Annotated in this window: 15 protein-coding genes; 9 read left to right on the top strand and 6 right to left on the bottom strand. The window is 35.9% G+C overall.

Annotated elements, in window-relative coordinates:
- Nucleotides 1-186: 186 nt before the first annotated feature.
- Nucleotides 187-510: a hypothetical protein gene (locus CGC58_RS05815; protein ID WP_095895751.1), complete on the top strand. Its 324-nt coding sequence runs from the start codon at nt 187-189 to the stop codon at nt 508-510.
- On the opposite strand, the gene CGC58_RS05810 is transcribed toward CGC58_RS05815, so the two are convergent.
- Nucleotides 507-1301, bottom strand: a complete 795-nt coding sequence (locus CGC58_RS05810) for an IS5 family transposase (RefSeq protein WP_095894635.1) — start codon at nt 1299-1301, stop codon at nt 507-509. The genes CGC58_RS05815 and CGC58_RS05810 overlap by 4 nt on opposite strands.
- A 49-nt stretch (nt 1302-1350) precedes the next feature.
- Between CGC58_RS05810 and CGC58_RS12680 the strand changes: the two genes are divergently transcribed.
- The 8 genes from CGC58_RS12680 to CGC58_RS05770 all read left to right on the top strand — a co-directional run bounded on the left by CGC58_RS12680 (nt 1351) and on the right by CGC58_RS05770 (nt 7493).
- A complete protein-coding gene (locus CGC58_RS12680) occupies nt 1351-1734 on the top strand; it encodes a hypothetical protein (protein ID WP_157909209.1) in 384 nt (127 codons plus the stop codon).
- A gap of 4 nt (nt 1735-1738) precedes the next feature.
- Entirely contained in the window at nt 1739-2266 is a 528-nt protein-coding gene (locus CGC58_RS05800) for a TlpA family protein disulfide reductase (RefSeq protein WP_157909208.1), read from the top strand.
- An 89-nt stretch (nt 2267-2355) separates the two neighbouring features.
- On the top strand, nt 2356-2559 hold the full coding sequence (locus CGC58_RS05795) for a hypothetical protein (protein ID WP_095895745.1): 204 nt from the start codon (nt 2356-2358) through the stop codon (nt 2557-2559).
- Nucleotides 2560-2806: 247 nt separating this feature from the next.
- Nucleotides 2807-4951 carry a peptidase domain-containing ABC transporter gene (locus tag CGC58_RS05790; protein WP_095895743.1) on the top strand — a complete coding sequence of 715 codons (2145 nt, stop codon included), beginning with the start codon at nt 2807-2809 and terminating at the stop codon, nt 4949-4951.
- A gap of 153 nt (nt 4952-5104) precedes the next feature.
- Entirely contained in the window at nt 5105-6082 is a 978-nt protein-coding gene (locus CGC58_RS05785) for a M23 family metallopeptidase (protein WP_095895741.1), read from the top strand.
- A gap of 3 nt (nt 6083-6085) precedes the next feature.
- Nucleotides 6086-6415 (top strand): MerR family transcriptional regulator, encoded by a 330-nt coding sequence (locus tag CGC58_RS05780; protein WP_095895738.1) that lies wholly within the window; start codon nt 6086-6088, stop codon nt 6413-6415.
- 186 nt (nt 6416-6601) lie between these two features.
- Nucleotides 6602-7048, top strand: coding sequence for a hypothetical protein (locus CGC58_RS05775; RefSeq protein WP_157909207.1), 447 nt, complete (start codon nt 6602-6604; stop codon nt 7046-7048).
- Nucleotides 7049-7127: 79 nt separating this feature from the next.
- A complete protein-coding gene (locus tag CGC58_RS05770; protein ID WP_095895734.1) occupies nt 7128-7493 on the top strand; it encodes an arsenate reductase family protein in 366 nt (121 codons plus the stop codon).
- Here CGC58_RS05770 and CGC58_RS05765 read toward each other — a convergent pair.
- From CGC58_RS05765 to CGC58_RS05745, 5 genes are all read right to left on the bottom strand, one after another.
- The gene (locus CGC58_RS05765) at nt 7479-8459 is read right to left on the bottom strand and encodes a LuxE/PaaK family acyltransferase (protein WP_095895732.1); all 981 of its coding nucleotides are present in this window, start codon (nt 8457-8459) and stop codon (nt 7479-7481) included. The genes CGC58_RS05770 and CGC58_RS05765 overlap by 15 nt on opposite strands.
- A gap of 110 nt (nt 8460-8569) precedes the next feature.
- On the bottom strand, nt 8570-10783 hold the full coding sequence (locus tag CGC58_RS05760; RefSeq protein ID WP_095895730.1) for a glycoside hydrolase family 3 C-terminal domain-containing protein: 2214 nt from the start codon (nt 10781-10783) through the stop codon (nt 8570-8572).
- Nucleotides 10784-10942: 159 nt separating this feature from the next.
- Complete coding sequence (locus CGC58_RS05755) at nt 10943-11647, bottom strand: SGNH/GDSL hydrolase family protein (RefSeq protein WP_095895729.1); 705 nt, start codon at nt 11645-11647, stop codon at nt 10943-10945.
- Nucleotides 11648-11786: 139 nt separating this feature from the next.
- On the bottom strand, nt 11787-13253 hold the full coding sequence (locus CGC58_RS05750; RefSeq protein WP_095895727.1) for a glycoside hydrolase family 30 protein: 1467 nt from the start codon (nt 13251-13253) through the stop codon (nt 11787-11789).
- A 4-nt stretch (nt 13254-13257) separates the two neighbouring features.
- Nucleotides 13258-14751: a RagB/SusD family nutrient uptake outer membrane protein gene (locus CGC58_RS05745; RefSeq protein ID WP_095895725.1), complete on the bottom strand. Its 1494-nt coding sequence runs from the start codon at nt 14749-14751 to the stop codon at nt 13258-13260.
- Nucleotides 14752-14757: the final 6 nt, after the last annotated feature.

The raw sequence follows: 14757 nt of genomic DNA, 5'->3' as shown, positions 1-14757 counted from the left end.
ATTTTTTAAGTGTTTGTTTTCGGGGATTTTTCTCGTAAAAAGACTTTCTATTTTCGAAGTTGTAAAAATATTTATGTTAAATAATTTTAAAATTAAATAATAGTTATTATATTTGTCCAATAAAGTTTTTGACTTTAAAAAAGTGAGTTTTTGTATTTATGGGATATTTAACTTGTGATTTTGCGTATGAGTTTGAAAATCAATAGTAATTATGTTAGTACAATAGCATTTATGGCACTTTGCCTTTTTTACTTTTTCTTAACTTGGTTGTCAGAGTTTTTTTTGAATACCCGAGAGTTGTTGTTGTCTTCTCTTTCAGAGCAGCTCACAACAGAGCAAATTGAAAAAGTGTTAGATTTTCAAAACAAGTGGCAATGGGTGGGATATCTTGCTATGCCTGTTCTATTACTTTTAAAAATTAGTGTAGTGGCTCTATTACTTGATATTGGTTGCTTTTTCTTTAACAAAAAACTATCGTACAAGCAACTTTTTGATATCAAACTTGTTTAAACTTTTCGAATAAATGTTAGTATAATCCCTAGATACAACATAGCCATCCAAGTTGTGTTTAGGGTTTCATATCTTATAATCAATCCTTTAAAACCATCAAGCCACGCAAAACTTCTCTCTATTTTAAACCGATTTTTATATAATTCTTCGTCAAAATAAATATTTTCATTTTGTCCATTTCTGGGATTTTGTTTGATATTAGGTATTATTTCTTTTTCCTGTAAAAAACTTTTTAAGTCTCGGCTATCAAAACCTGCATCTGCATTGACAAACAAGCCTTTATGCTCTATTTTCGCTTCCTCCAAAAGATTCAAAATCTCTTTTAAAACAAAGTCTATATTATTCAAATCGTGATGATTACCGGATTTTGGACTACCCATTGCTAAAATTTGCCCCAAATTATCACACAGAAAGATAGAATTCGTGGTCTTTGACTTTTTTCTTAACTGATAACCAACAGATTGTCCTCCCATTCGACATCGAGTATGACTACCATCAAGTTGGACGCTTGATAAATCTAATTTTCTCCGATTCTCAAGCAACAAATTAAGCCAAATTCGCTTAAAACTACCATCTTTACTCCATTTATTGAAATAATAATAGACTGTTTGATAGCTTATTTTTTGGTCTTTAAAATACACTTCTACCGGAAGTTCCCTCCACTGGCAACCTGTTTTTAATCGTTTGACTATCAGAAGAAAAATTAATGATAAATCAAATTTTGTTTTAAATCCTCTTTTTCCAATACTCAAATGGGAAATAATCCATTTTTTTATTATATCTTTGCTCAAAGTTCCTTGATTTTCATTTTGTTATGCAAAACAAAAATGCTAAAAATTCTTGGAACTTTTAATTTTCCTCTTAAAAAGTTTAGACAGGTTTATTGTACTAAGGGCAGAGTTTATATTTCTATTAGTTCCTATCCTAAAAATAGGTTGGTTTTACTTTTTCCAAAAAGATTTTACGTTAGAAGATTTGCAATTTTTTTATCCTCTATCGGCATTGAACATTACAGGGTATCAAGGAATAGATGTTTGGTTTATTTATCCTTTTCAGGTGTTAAATCTTTTTGAGGTTTTATATTGGTGGTTTTTGGCTTACCAGTTAGATAAAATATTTAACGAGCAGAAAGAAAAAGGGCTTAGCATTGTGGCAAGTGGCTATGGTGTAGGGTTGCTTCTGTGGATAGTGGGGGTGATGTTCTTTACATTAAACAATGCGTAAAACTATGAACAAAAAGTCAATTATTAAGAAAGTTATTTCATTGCTGGTTATCTGCTTTTTAGGGGTTATGAGCTACAAGATGTATCAAAAAATGAGTCACAAAAAGCAAGTAGCACAACAGATAGCTATGCTTCCGGCGTTTTCGTTCACTGATTTGGAGGGGAATACGTTCACTAACAGTGACTTAAAGAAAAACCTGGCAACGATTTTTGTGTATTTCAATAGTGAATGTGATTATTGTTTGCACGAAGCTCAAAGCATTCGTGAAAATTTATCACAATTTGATGAAGTACACTTTGTTTTTGTTTCAATTGAACCTATTGAAAACATTAAAAAGTTTGCCCAAGAGCAACAACTTTTAGGCGTTGAAAACGTTACTTTTTTGCAAGATGCCTCGTTTGTGTTTTCACAAAAGTTTGATGCCAACAGCATTCCGTATCTATTAATTTATAATAAAAGTAAAAAGTTGATATACAAACATAAAGGACAAATAAAAGCTGAAACTATTTTGCAAATTTTAGAAGAACAATAACATCGTTTTTAAAAAGAGGAGCAAAAGCCGGCTTGCGGATACTTTTTGAAAATGATATAACTGATTATTAACTAAATATTTTTAAAACAATGAAAAGATTAGAAATTAAACAAATGGAAAATGTGCAAGGGGGAGACCTTCTGGATGGAGCTTGTGCTGCACTTGGCGGTGTAGGAGCAGGAATGGCAGTGAGAACAGCTATGGGAATCTCAATGCTCATACCAGCTTGGGGACAAGCCGTTTTGGCGGCAGGAGCTGTGGCTTGTCTAGGAAGAGCTTGGGACATATGGTAATATTTTAATCGTAGAGGGTTGTCTTATTGATAATCCTCTATTTTAAAAAAAGAGAAAATGAAAAGAAAAATAATTAAAATAGCTCTTATTCTTTATCTGTTATATTTCGGTTATGTAATTATCTTTGGAGATTTAAACACGCATAGTTTAAGCGTAAAGGTGTTTTATATCCTAAGTATGTTTGTTATTTTACTCATACTTGTAAGCATTTTCAGAAATAAAAAATAGAAAAAAGTTATATTTTTGTATGCTCAACCAAAAACAGATTACCAAAACTTTTGTGTTACAACACGACCAAAGTGATTGCGGTGTGGCGTGTTTGCTTTCGCTGATTCGTTATTATGGCGGAAACAATTCATTGGAAAAATTACGTGAAATTAGTGGCACCACACGGCAAGGTACTACACTTTTGGGTTTGTATCAAGCTGCCAATCAGTTGGGCTTTTTAGCCGAAGGAAATGAAGCTGATACGCAAGCCTTGATTGACCACGGCGAACCTGTAATTTTACACGTTGTCATTGAAGAACGTTTACAACATTATGTGATTTGTTATGGCTATCAAAACGGAAAATTTTTAATCGGCGACCCTGCCAAAGGTATTAATGAGCTTTCTCCTAATGAATTGGATAAAATATGGGTTTCTAAAACCTGCTTGACACTTTCGCCTACGGAAACTTTCCAAAAAGAAAAAAACACCAAAAAATCACAACGCAACTGGTTCTATGGGTTAATAAAAGAAGATGTTAAACTTCTTGTTATCAGTTCACTAATTGGTGTAGTGATTGCTGTTTTGGGTTTGGCAATGGCTGTTTTTTCGCAAAAACTCATTGATGACATTCTCCCTGCTAAAAACGTAACGAAACTAATTTCAGGAATTGTACTTTTGGCTATTTTACTCTTGGCTCGAACGGGGATTTCCGTGCTTCGTGAGTATTTTCTACTTCGCCAATCCAAAGATTTTAACAATCGCATTAACAATCAATTTTTTACAAATCTGCTATCTCTTCCTAAACCCTTTTTCGATACACGCAAAATTGGGGAGTTGATAGCTCGTTTGAACGATACACAACGTATTCAACGTGTTATTAAACAACTTGTTGGGAGTTTAGCAATAGATGTTTTGGTAGTGATTATCACGATTGCATTTCTGTTTTACTATTCTTGGGAAATAGGACTTTTATCTGTTTTGACAATGCCAATTTATTTCTATATTATTTATCGTAGCAACAGCAAAATCATTCAATCACAAAAAGAAGTTATGCAAGGTTACGCTCTTACTGAAAGTAACTACATTGCTTCTTTACAAGGGATTACAGATATTAAAGTGAATAATAAACAAACTGTATTTTCAAAACTAAATGCTGTTTTGTTTGGTAGTTTTCAAGATAAAATCTTCCAATTGGGAAAAATAAATATTCTACTTTCGTGGCAATCGGGTGTGGCAAGTATTTTATTTTTAATAGGTGTGTTGATTTACACATCATTACAGGTACTAAACGAAAAAATGCAAGTTGGTGAACTTATGGCTATTATAACAATGGCAGGTTCTTTGCTTCCTTCCGTGTTGAATTTGGCTCTCATAACAATTCCAATTAATGAAGCTAAAATTGCTTTCTTACGAATGTACGAATTTTCGTCAATTGTTCCCGAAAAAAATGAAGGTACTAATATTTCAGATGTCCAACACATTGAGATAAAAAATATTGCTTTTCGATTTGTTGGAAGAAAACAAATTTTATCGGATGTAAACCTACATCTTCAAAAAGGAAAAGTAACAGCCATCATTGGTGAAAGTGGTTGTGGAAAAAGTACTTTAGCACAGATTCTGTTACAATTCTATTTACCCGAAAAGGGAGAGATTATAATCGATAATTGCTTATTACAAGATATTTGTTTGAAAAGTTATCGTGGTTTGATTGGCTTCATTCCACAAGAAATAGCTATTTTCAATGGAAATGTAATAGACAATATTACATTGGGAGAAGAAGTTTCTATTGAAGAAATAAATTTATTTCTTTACAAATATGGTTTTGACACCTATTTCAATGAATTCCCACAGGGATTATTCACTCTTTTAGGCGAAGAGGGAATTAATTTGTCTGGTGGGCAAAAACAACTGATTTCATTCGCTCGAACACTATTTAAAAATCCTAAATTACTTATATTGGATGAATCTACATCTGCTATGGATAGAAATACAGAGCATTTCTTTTTATCTGTTTTGCAAAAAATAAAGTCAGAGAAAATAATATTATTTATATCTCATAGGTTGCATTCTCTTCCTAAAATTGCTGATGAAATTTGCATTCTGGAAAACGGAAAAATTGAGTTCTCTGGTAATCATAATGAATTAATGGAATTCAGTAATTTCTATAGTGATTTTTGGAAATAATTTTTTTACTCTGTAAATGTCTTCAAGTCGGTTAAAAAATCAAACAGAAAATGTTTCGTTTTTCAATTTGTTTGAAAAAATTTTTACCTTTGTAAAATCTGACAGATTTTTTGAGAGAAACTAACTGTCGGATTTTTATCACAACTAAGAGCGATGAAAAAAATTAAATATTATTATGACCCGGAAACACTTTCCTACAAGCGGATTATCAGTAGGAAGCGTACCAAAGTGCGAAACGTCCTTCTTTTTTTGACGGCTTCGGCTCTTTTTGGAGGTATTGCGATGTTTTTGATGGTCAATACACGTTTTTTTTACACTCCGCGAGAGGTTTCCTTACAGCGTGAAATAAAGCAATACGAAACTAATTTCCAGATTTTGAACAAAAAAATGGAACATATGGAAGAGGTTTTGGCAAATATCCAAGAACGAGATAACAATATGTATCGGCTTTATTTTGAGGCAGCTCCGATTCCCGAAGAACAGCGACGCAGTGGCTTTGGTGGTGTGAATCGGTATGAGCATTTGGAAAATTACGATAACTCAAAATTGATTATCAGCACTACAAAACGTTTGGAAATCCTTCAAAAACAATTAGTTGTTCAATCAAAATCGTTAGATGAAATAGCGGATTTGTCCAAAGAAAAGGAAAAGTTCTTGTCGTCAATCCCTGCAATACAACCTGTTGATAATAAGGATTTAACCAGAATGGCTTCAGGATTTGGTTGGCGGAACGATCCCTTCACCAAAGCTCGTAAATTTCATAACGGAATGGATTTTACAGCTCCACAAGGTACGCCTATTTATGCCTCGGGTGACGGAGTCGTATTTCGTGCCGATGATGCTTCTTCGGGTTACGGAAAACACGTACGTATCAATCACGGCTATGGTTACGTGACTTTATATGCTCATTTACACGAATATAAGGTGAAAGTTGGTCAGAAAGTAAAAAGAGGTGACATTATAGGAACGGTGGGAAATACGGGTCGTTCTCAAGCTCCGCACTTGCATTACGAAATCATTAAGGACGGAGAGCATATCAACCCAATTCACTTCTATTACGGAAATTTAACTCCGGATGAATACGCTGAAATGATTCGTGTTTCAACGCAAGAAAATCAATCGATGGATTAATAAATGGAAATTAACTTACCCGAAAAATTATATTACACCATAGGCGAAGTGGCGAAGGCTTTCAATGTAAATACTTCGCTGATACGTTTTTGGGAAAAAGAATTTGAAATTATCAATCCCAAAAAAAATGCCAAAGGAAGCCGAAAATTTTCTTCCGAAGATGTAAAAAAATTGCAATTAATTTACCATTTGGTAAAAGAACAAGGGCATACTTTGGAAGGAGCCAGACAAAAACTTCAAGAAAATACGCAAAAAACATTTTCCAATTACGAAATTGTTGAAAAATTGGAACGCGTCAAGCAAATGTTGATATATTTGAAGGAATCTTTTTAGTGAAGGGTTAATATTTTGTTAATTTTTGGGTTTTAAGGATTTTGCTTTGTATCTTGTCGCCAGAATAATTAAAAATTTTTTAACAGGAAAAACCACAGACAATTGTGAGGAGTCAAACTTTGGATGTGGCTTTTTGTGGCTACAAAGTTGTAATAAAAGAGGGATTTTATAAAATTTTAATTTTAAATGGATATGAAACAAATTATGAAAAATAGTTTGATAGGCATTGGGCTTTATCTGCTAACGGGAATTGTTTTTTATGGTTATCAAGGGTATATGTTACCCACTTTTTTACTATTGATGGCGATGGTTTCTTTTCTGTCTTTTAAAAAGAAGGAGAGAAAGGAAGTGCGTAGCGGGCTTTTCTGGATGAATTTGCCTATACTGTCTTTATTGTTTGTAACATCTTTATTTACAGATAGTTTTGTGATTGCTCTGCCGTATTTGATTTTCACTCCGTTGGTATCAATACTGGTTTATTATGCTATATTTCCAACAAAACGAATTATATTTTTTGGCGGAATTTTAATCTTAATCATTGCCAGTTTTTTCGCTTTCAACCTTATTTCGGGAAATACGGAGGCTTTTGATAGTAGTTATTGGGAAACATATAGCAGACTAGTAAAGCGGTAAGTTTTTGTTTAATAATGTAATAAAATTACCATTATAAAATTTTTATGATGGTAATTTTGTGTTTTTTAAATGTTTGATTATGAATAAAATATATTATCTCAGCACTTGCGACACTTGCAAGCGTATTCTTAAAGAATTAGAACTTCCTAAAGAGTTTGATTTACAAGATATTAAAAAGAATCCGATTTCGGAGGAAGAACTCAGTTTCCTGAAAGACAAGGTAGGAAGCTACGAAAAGCTTTTCAGTAAACGTTCACAACTTTACAAACAACGAAATTTGAAAGACCAAAATTTATCCGAAAGTGATTACAAAAACTTGATTTTGGAACATTACACGTTTTTGGTTCGTCCTGTGATGATTGTTGATAATCAGGTGTTTGTGGGGAATTCTTCAAAAGTGATTTCGGAAGTGAAAGAAAAACTGCAAAGCTTACATAACCAGTAAGTTACAACCTCTTATATCGGCATTGTCAAATCTGCCTAAAATCTCAAAAGAGCCATCGTTGTAAACCTTTCCCAAATCTTGAGTGGCGATAAAACTGCACGAATGCACATTCGCCAAATCAATGACATTTACGCCGCCACTTTTCCCGTTAGGAAGAAAAGACAAGGCATCGTTAGTATCACGAATCAGAACTTTCATCCAAGGAACGGTTTTGAAAATTCCGTTTCCTTTTGAATATCCTTGTGAAAGTAATTCCGTCATACCATATTCAGAATGAATATTTTGCAATCCGAATCCATTACTCAGAATTTGATGCAGTTCCTCTCGGATGAGTTCCTTTCGGCGTCCTTTCATTCCTCCAGTTTCCATTACAATGGTGTTTTTCAAATTAAATTGATGTTTTTCAACCAAATCCAATAAAGCAAAAGAAACGCCAATTAGCAATGTTTTTTGTCCTTTTTTGTCCAAATCTTTAAGAATTTCGGCTAATTTATCCAATTCGTAAAGATAAAATCCACTATTTTTATTTTTTGATTGCTTGATAAGGTCTTCCACCATATAAATTAATGAAGAACCAGACCGTTCCAAATAGGAGGGAAGAAGTGCCAAAATCGCATATTCCGAAGGCTTTCCGTAGAATAATTCAAATCCTTCTCGGAAACTTTTCTCGTAAATGGAAATATCTTTCACAAAATGCTTGGAGGTGACCATTCCTGTCGTTCCGCTGCTTGTAAATGTTTGTTGCTCAGTGTTGTTTCCGCAGAAAACTCGTTTTGATTTGAAGAATTCAATCGGTAAAAAAGGAATATCGTAAACAGAACGCACATTATCAGGATTTTTCTTCAAATAAGAACAAAATTCCTTGTATGTTACATTGTTTTTGAATTGATAATCAAATATTTCTAAAGAAATTTGTTCAAATTCTTCATCTGTTTTGATAGAAAAAATGCGTTCTTCAAGTTTCATTTTTGATTTTGAAAAATAATTCTTTGCAAAGATAAGAGAGTTTTGAATAAAAAATAAAACTGCCCGAAAAACATTTTGTCTTTCAGGCAGCAATTGCGTGTTATAAGAAACTATTGTAAAGAGAAATTTATTTTTGTCCTGATATCTGAAGATGAGCTTCCTATAATAGCTTCAAATTCACCTTTTTCGGCAATCCATTCGTGTTTTTTATCATCGAAGAATGAAAGAGCTTCTTTGTCGATGGTAAATTTGACAATCTTGCTTTCTCCTGCTTTTAAATACACTTTTTCAAAACCTTTGAGTTCTTTGTACGGACGCATCACAGACGATTTTACATCACGGATGTACAACTGAACCACTTCGGCTCCGTCTCTGCTCCCTGTGTTTTTTACAGTTACGGAAAAAGTTATCTTGTCATTGATTGACATTGTTTTCTTATCCGCAGTTACTTTTCCGTATTCAAATGTGGTATAGGAAAGTCCGTGTCCGAAAGCAAACAAAGGCTTTATTTTTTTGGTATCCGCCCAACGATAGCCCACCAATATTCCTTCGCGATAGGTTTCATTTTCCGCTCCGGGGTATTCGCCCAAAGCGTGAGCTCCGTTGTCGTTTAATTTTACGGGGAAAGTAAACGGAAGTTTCCCAGAAGGGTTTACATCACCGCTTAGCACATCAGCCAGAGCGTTACCTGCTTCCGAACCCAAGTACCAATTCTGTACAATTGCTGGAACTTCTTTCACCCAAGGCATTGCCACAGCATTTCCTGAAATCATCACTACAATGAGATTTTTGTTAGCTTTTGCCAAAGCACTAATTACGGCATCTTGCCCGTAAGGCAAACCGTAAGATTTTCGGTCGTTACCCTCGCAATCTTGCCCATCGTGTTTGTTCAACCCGCCGATAAAAATCACATAATCAGAATCTTTGGCTATGTTTACCGCTTCGGCAATGAGTTCAGAGGCGGGTCGGTTATCCGACAGATTTTGGTTGGCACTAACGCCGTCTTGGTCTTTATAATCGTTACTGGCATAACCTCTTGCAAAAATAACTTCCGCTTCCTTACCGATGCGTTGTTTTATCCCATCGAAAGGAAGTATTTCGTGAACAGCTTTTAAAGAAGAACTTCCACCGCCAACGGTCATCACTTTAATTGCATTTTCACCAATGATGGCGATTTTTTTAGCTTTTTTCAAGTTTAAAGGCAATACATTTCCTTCGTTTTTTAGTAAAACGATTCCTTCCTGACCGATTTTTCGAGCTACGGCAAAATGTTCAGGCGAAGCGAACGAACCAAAAGGACGATTTGGAGCCATATTGGTACGGAACACCAAACGCAAGATGTTTCTTACCTTTTCATTGACTACTTCTTCCTTAATTTCTCCTGATTTTAATTTCTTTAAGAAAGGTTGTGCCAAATAGTAATGGTCGTATGCGTTGGCTTTGTTTTCAGTGAGCCCGTCCGTCCAAGTACCGAATTCCATATCCAATCCGTGGTGTGCGGCGTGGTCGGTGTTATTTACCGCTCCCCAGTCGGAAATCACAGCTCCGTCAAAATTCCATTCCTTACGAAGAATATCCACCAAAAGGTATTTATTCTGGCTTGCCCATTGGTCTTTATATTTGTTGTAAGCTCCCATAATTGACCACGTTTTTCCTTCTTGAACGGCAGCTTTGAAGGCAGGAAGATAAATTTCGTACAAAGCACGGTCATTTAGCTTAACATTAACGGTATGACGATTGATTTCTTGATTATTAAGAGCGAAATGCTTAACGCAGGCTGCCACTCCGTTGGACTGAACTCCTTGAATGTAAGGAACAACCATTTTAGAAGCCAAATACGGGTCTTCACCCATATACTCAAAATTGCGTCCGTTTAGCGGCGTACGATAAATGTTAATTCCGGGACCTAAAAGCACGTTTTTATTTCGGTAACGAGCTTCTTCGCCAATTGCCTTTCCGTAGAGCAATCCCATTTCAGGATTCCACGAAGCAGCAAGGCAGGTAAGAGCAGGGAAGGCGGTGCAGGAATCGTTCGTCCAGCCGGCTTGGTTCCACTCGTCCCACAACACTTCGGGACGTATGCCGTGCGGACCGTCAGTCATCCAATTTTCTGGAATTCCCAATCGGGGAACCCCTGGCGAACTGAATTTGGATTGTGCGTGACACATCGCCACCTTTTCTTCCAGCGTCATTCGTGCAAGGGCATCTTCGACACGTTTTTCAATAGACTGGGAATCATCTAAATACACAGGAAGTTTCTCTTGTGCCAAAAGAATTCCCATTGTACAAAAAAGAAAAATGATTTTTATTGCTATTTTTTTCATTATACTGATATTTAATGTATTGTAAAATTTTATTAAAAGGATAACTCTTACCAAATCCGTAAGAGAAGAGCTGGAAAAGGTTTCCCAAGCTCTTGCCCTTACTTCATCGGAACTACTAACCTTAAACTTATGCTAACTATGAAAATATATTCGTTACTTTCATTTGATTAAATAGGGTTTAATTACCTCAGTCCAAAGCTGATAACCTTCGGAGTTGAGATGTAATTGATCTTCTACGAAAATATCTTGTCGTAAATTCCCCTCTGCATCGTACATCACTCTGGTAACGTCAATATAGGTATAATTTTGTTCTCTGGCGTTTGCTTGTAGAAAACTGTTTACCAGCAGCTGGTCTTGTAACTGGTCGGCTTTATGCTCCGATGGTTTGAGCGATACAACAAAAAGCTGTGCGTGTGGATACTCTTTTTTGAGTTTGCTGATGAAAATTCGGAACAAATCAAAACATTTTACCGCCGAAACTCCTTCTTTATGAGCTCCCAAGTCGTTTTCAACATAAAGCAAGATTTTTTTCGGGTCGTACCCTTTGGCTATGACTTTGTAATTATAAACCATATCGCGAAGTGTAGAACCTCCGTACGAACGCCGGATAATCTTCAAAGGAGCAAAATCCTCGTGAATTGTTTTCCAAAGGTTTATGGACGAACTTCCAAGAAAAAGCACATCACACGAACGATTGTTTAATTTTTTGTTTTCCTCTTTGTATTTGTCGATATCGTGTTGATAACGCTTAATCCAAGCTGTTTCATCGGTGTGTTTGAAAGGAATTTTACCTTTGATAGTGATGGTTTGCCCCCAAACAATTACATTTGAGAACAATACAAGCAAAAAGAATATTTTTTTCATTGTTATTCTAGTATTTTTTTTAGTAACATAAGAAGTACGACGCCTCAAAAAGGGGGGCTTTATCAGACTTCAACTTCGCTCAGCCTGACAATAAGGACTATCATCATACTTTTTATTACACGCTCCATTTTTTAACATTTTATTTCCATTTGAAAGACGCCACAGCATTGGCAGGAACGGTGTAAGAAAAATGTTTCTGACCGTCAGTAACAACTACCTGAGTGTCTTGTGCATTTTTGTTAAGCAGCACCAAAGCGTAACTTCCGTCTGTGTTTTGGAAGGAAGTACAGAGTATATTTTGGTCTGTATTTTTCTGATTTTCAATCCGAACCGCATCAGGTTTTATTACCGATGACAAATGCCCGATAACGTAATAATGCGAATTTTTGGTAATGGTTTTATAATCATTTGTAGAAATATCTACCGCCCCAAAGCAAGTTTTACAACCGCCTTCACGATTGGGAGCTCCGTTTTCATCAAGCATTAAATTCCATACAATCACTGCTTTACACCAATTGTTCAACGTTCCGAAACCTATCTGCTCCATATCATCAGCCAAACGGAGAGAAAGGTTACGACCATCATTCCACGTACCGATAGAAGTTTCAGTGAAAATCAATTCTTTATCAGGATATTGATAGTGAATTTTTTCCAATTCGGAATATTGCCCTCCATAATTGTGGTACGCCGCTCCTGTAACATATTTCGAGGCTTCTTCATCGCTGTAAATATGCGTTGGGTAACCTTGCTGCTTGGGCATATTGTCGTAGTTGTAATTATGGTCAAACAGATAAATTTTCGTGTTTAAACCACTGTCTTTTAAGGTTTTGCCAAGAGCTGTTTTGATAAAAGCCAATTGCTCTTCCCAGCCCATAAACATTGAAGCTGAATTTCCTCTGTTAAGCGGTTCATTCTGAATGGTAATGGCGTGTACATCAATGCCGTGGCTTTTCATTGCCTGAATCCATTTCACGAAATATGTAGCGTAATCCTGATAATATTTCGGGTTGAGATGACCGCTTGTCCATTGATTATGAGGTTGTAAATCCTTCAGATTGTTCACTTTCATCCATCGAGGAGGTGTCCAAGGTGAGCCTATAATCTGAATATCAGGGTTTATCTCCAGAATTTCTTTCAGAATTGGGATAATGTACTGTGTTTCTTCTTCTTGCAAGGCGAAATTTTCAATTCCGGGTGTGTCGCAGCAAGTGTATTCACTGAGTGAAAAATCGGAACAACCTATCGGAACACGAACATAACTCTGTCCAAGTCCTTCACTAACTGAAAAAGTTTCTCTTAAGAACGATTTTCTATCTTCTGGGTTCATTTTCAGGAGATTGTAGCAAGTGGAGCCCGTAATCGCCGAACCGAATCCATAAACAGTTTGGTATTTTTTGGAAGGATTTAGCGTGATATTCGCACTGATTTGCGTTTTATTTTCTTTGAGCATAATCTCTTCCCTGTGGAAATTCTTTTCACGATTTCCTGTAGAAACCAAAACCGTAACTTTTTCATTATCAGTTTGCGGTAAATTGGATTTTGGGGCAGTACACGAAGTTACTGCCCAAATTCCAAGAACTATATGTGATAGAGAAATGCGTGTCATTTATTTAGTATCCAGGGTTTTGAGTAAGTTTCGGATTAGCTTCAATCTCGGATTGAGGCACAGGATATAATGTAGTTTGCTCCGTGAAAGGTTTTATAGTCAAACGTTTAGGGTCTCTTGAATTAAGAGAATTCATTATTTCAACTACTTTCCCTGAACGCAAAAGGTCAAACCAACGATGTCCTTCAAAAGCTAATTCCAAACGACGTTCTTTCATAACAGCTGTCATCATTGCTTCAGAAGAAGACGTTATATTTGCAGAAAGAGCAGGTAATTTCACTCTGGCACGTACTTGATTTACTAAGGTAGCTGCACCATTTAAGTCTCCCGTAGCAACCAAAGCTTCAGCTTTTAAAAGTAAGATATCTGCTAAACGTAATTTAATGATACTGTTTAGGTTAGAGCGTAATTTGTACACAAACGGATAATTTTCTTTAGGATAGTAATGGTCGTAAGATACCTCCTCATACACAATGGATTGTGATTTACGAATAACATCGCCTTCAGAGTCAAAATCAGCAATTAAATCGCGTGAAGGAGCTACCCATCTTGCCCAAGAGATTTTATCCTTCGGGTTTAGGTAATTTTTGCCCATAATACCTCCAACCCACATATAAGCCCCTTGATAGGAAATTTCGAAAATAGATTCAGCAGAATTACGAACTTTTACATCATTTTGGGCTTCATTAAGTTGGAAAAGGTCGGCGTAATCAGGCAGTAATGAAAATCCGTCGGCAATGACCGCGTCGCAATGAGTAATAGTTTTAGCATAATTACGAACCGGAATTTCGGCATATACTTTGGCTAAAAGTGCATTAGCTACGGCACGGCTCAACAAAAATTTGTTTGAACTATTAACAGCAGGAGCATTCTGAACGGCTTCTTCCAAGTTTTTGATGATATCGCCATAAACTTCCTGAACGGAATTTCTCTCACGATAGAGTAATTCATTTACTTCATCAAAAGAAGCTATTGAAGGCACATTAACCGCAGGTAATAAAGGTACTTCGCCCCAAAAACGAACCATATCATAGTACATCCACGCACGAAGAATTTGGGCTTCGGCTTTCCACTGTTTGCGTTCCGTGTCGGTAAGAGAAGCATCGGGCACTTTATCAATATTTGCGATGATAATATTTGCACGTGATATGGCAGCTAAATACCCCTTCCAATCCCTTGTAATGTTACCATTGGAAGCATCTTGGATATTTCGTTCAACGGCTGCTACAGGAAAATCGGTTGAGCCTGCATACGCATTATCAGAACGTGTTTCGGAATTTACTTCAAAATCAAGCCCCCAGAATTCTTGTCCGTTATTCTTGATGTAAGTGTACATATTGTCATAGGCGGCTTGCATTTCGGTTTTAGTGGTAAAGTTGGTTGTCCCGGTATTGCCACCCACCGTAACTTGACTGTAATCGGCAAGAGGGTCTTGGTCTAAATTGCAAGCAGTGAGCAATATAACCGATGCAAAAAAAGGTGAGATATATTTTTTCATTGTAAT

This window comes from Capnocytophaga stomatis (assembly GCF_002302635.1).
Classification (GTDB): domain Bacteria; phylum Bacteroidota; class Bacteroidia; order Flavobacteriales; family Flavobacteriaceae; genus Capnocytophaga; species Capnocytophaga stomatis.
Note: the sequence above shows the minus strand (reverse complement) of the source record. Positions and strands in the feature narration are given on the sequence as shown.

Bases quoted from the DNA above. Each gene is read 5' to 3' on its own strand.
- CGC58_RS05765 (WP_095895732.1), bottom strand. From the start codon at position 8,459: ATGAAACTTGAAGAACGCATTTTTTCTATCAAAACAGATGAAGAATTT.
- CGC58_RS05795 (WP_095895745.1), top strand. From the start codon at position 2,356: ATGAAAAGATTAGAAATTAAACAAATGGAAAATGTGCAAGGGGGAGAC.
- CGC58_RS05770 (WP_095895734.1), top strand. From the start codon at position 7,128: ATGAATAAAATATATTATCTCAGCACTTGCGACACTTGCAAGCGTATT.
- CGC58_RS05760 (WP_095895730.1), bottom strand. From the start codon at position 10,783: ATGAAAAAAATAGCAATAAAAATCATTTTTCTTTTTTGTACAATGGGA.
- CGC58_RS05745 (WP_095895725.1), bottom strand. From the start codon at position 14,751: ATGAAAAAATATATCTCACCTTTTTTTGCATCGGTTATATTGCTCACT.
- CGC58_RS05800 (WP_157909208.1), top strand. From the start codon at position 1,739: ATGAACAAAAAGTCAATTATTAAGAAAGTTATTTCATTGCTGGTTATC.
- CGC58_RS05755 (WP_095895729.1), bottom strand. From the start codon at position 11,647: ATGAAAAAAATATTCTTTTTGCTTGTATTGTTCTCAAATGTAATTGTT.
- CGC58_RS05785 (WP_095895741.1), top strand. From the start codon at position 5,105: ATGAAAAAAATTAAATATTATTATGACCCGGAAACACTTTCCTACAAG.
- CGC58_RS05790 (WP_095895743.1), top strand. From the start codon at position 2,807: ATGCTCAACCAAAAACAGATTACCAAAACTTTTGTGTTACAACACGAC.
- CGC58_RS05815 (WP_095895751.1), top strand. From the start codon at position 187: ATGAGTTTGAAAATCAATAGTAATTATGTTAGTACAATAGCATTTATG.
- CGC58_RS05780 (WP_095895738.1), top strand. From the start codon at position 6,086: ATGGAAATTAACTTACCCGAAAAATTATATTACACCATAGGCGAAGTG.
- CGC58_RS05750 (WP_095895727.1), bottom strand. From the start codon at position 13,253: ATGACACGCATTTCTCTATCACATATAGTTCTTGGAATTTGGGCAGTA.
- CGC58_RS05775 (WP_157909207.1), top strand. From the start codon at position 6,602: ATGGATATGAAACAAATTATGAAAAATAGTTTGATAGGCATTGGGCTT.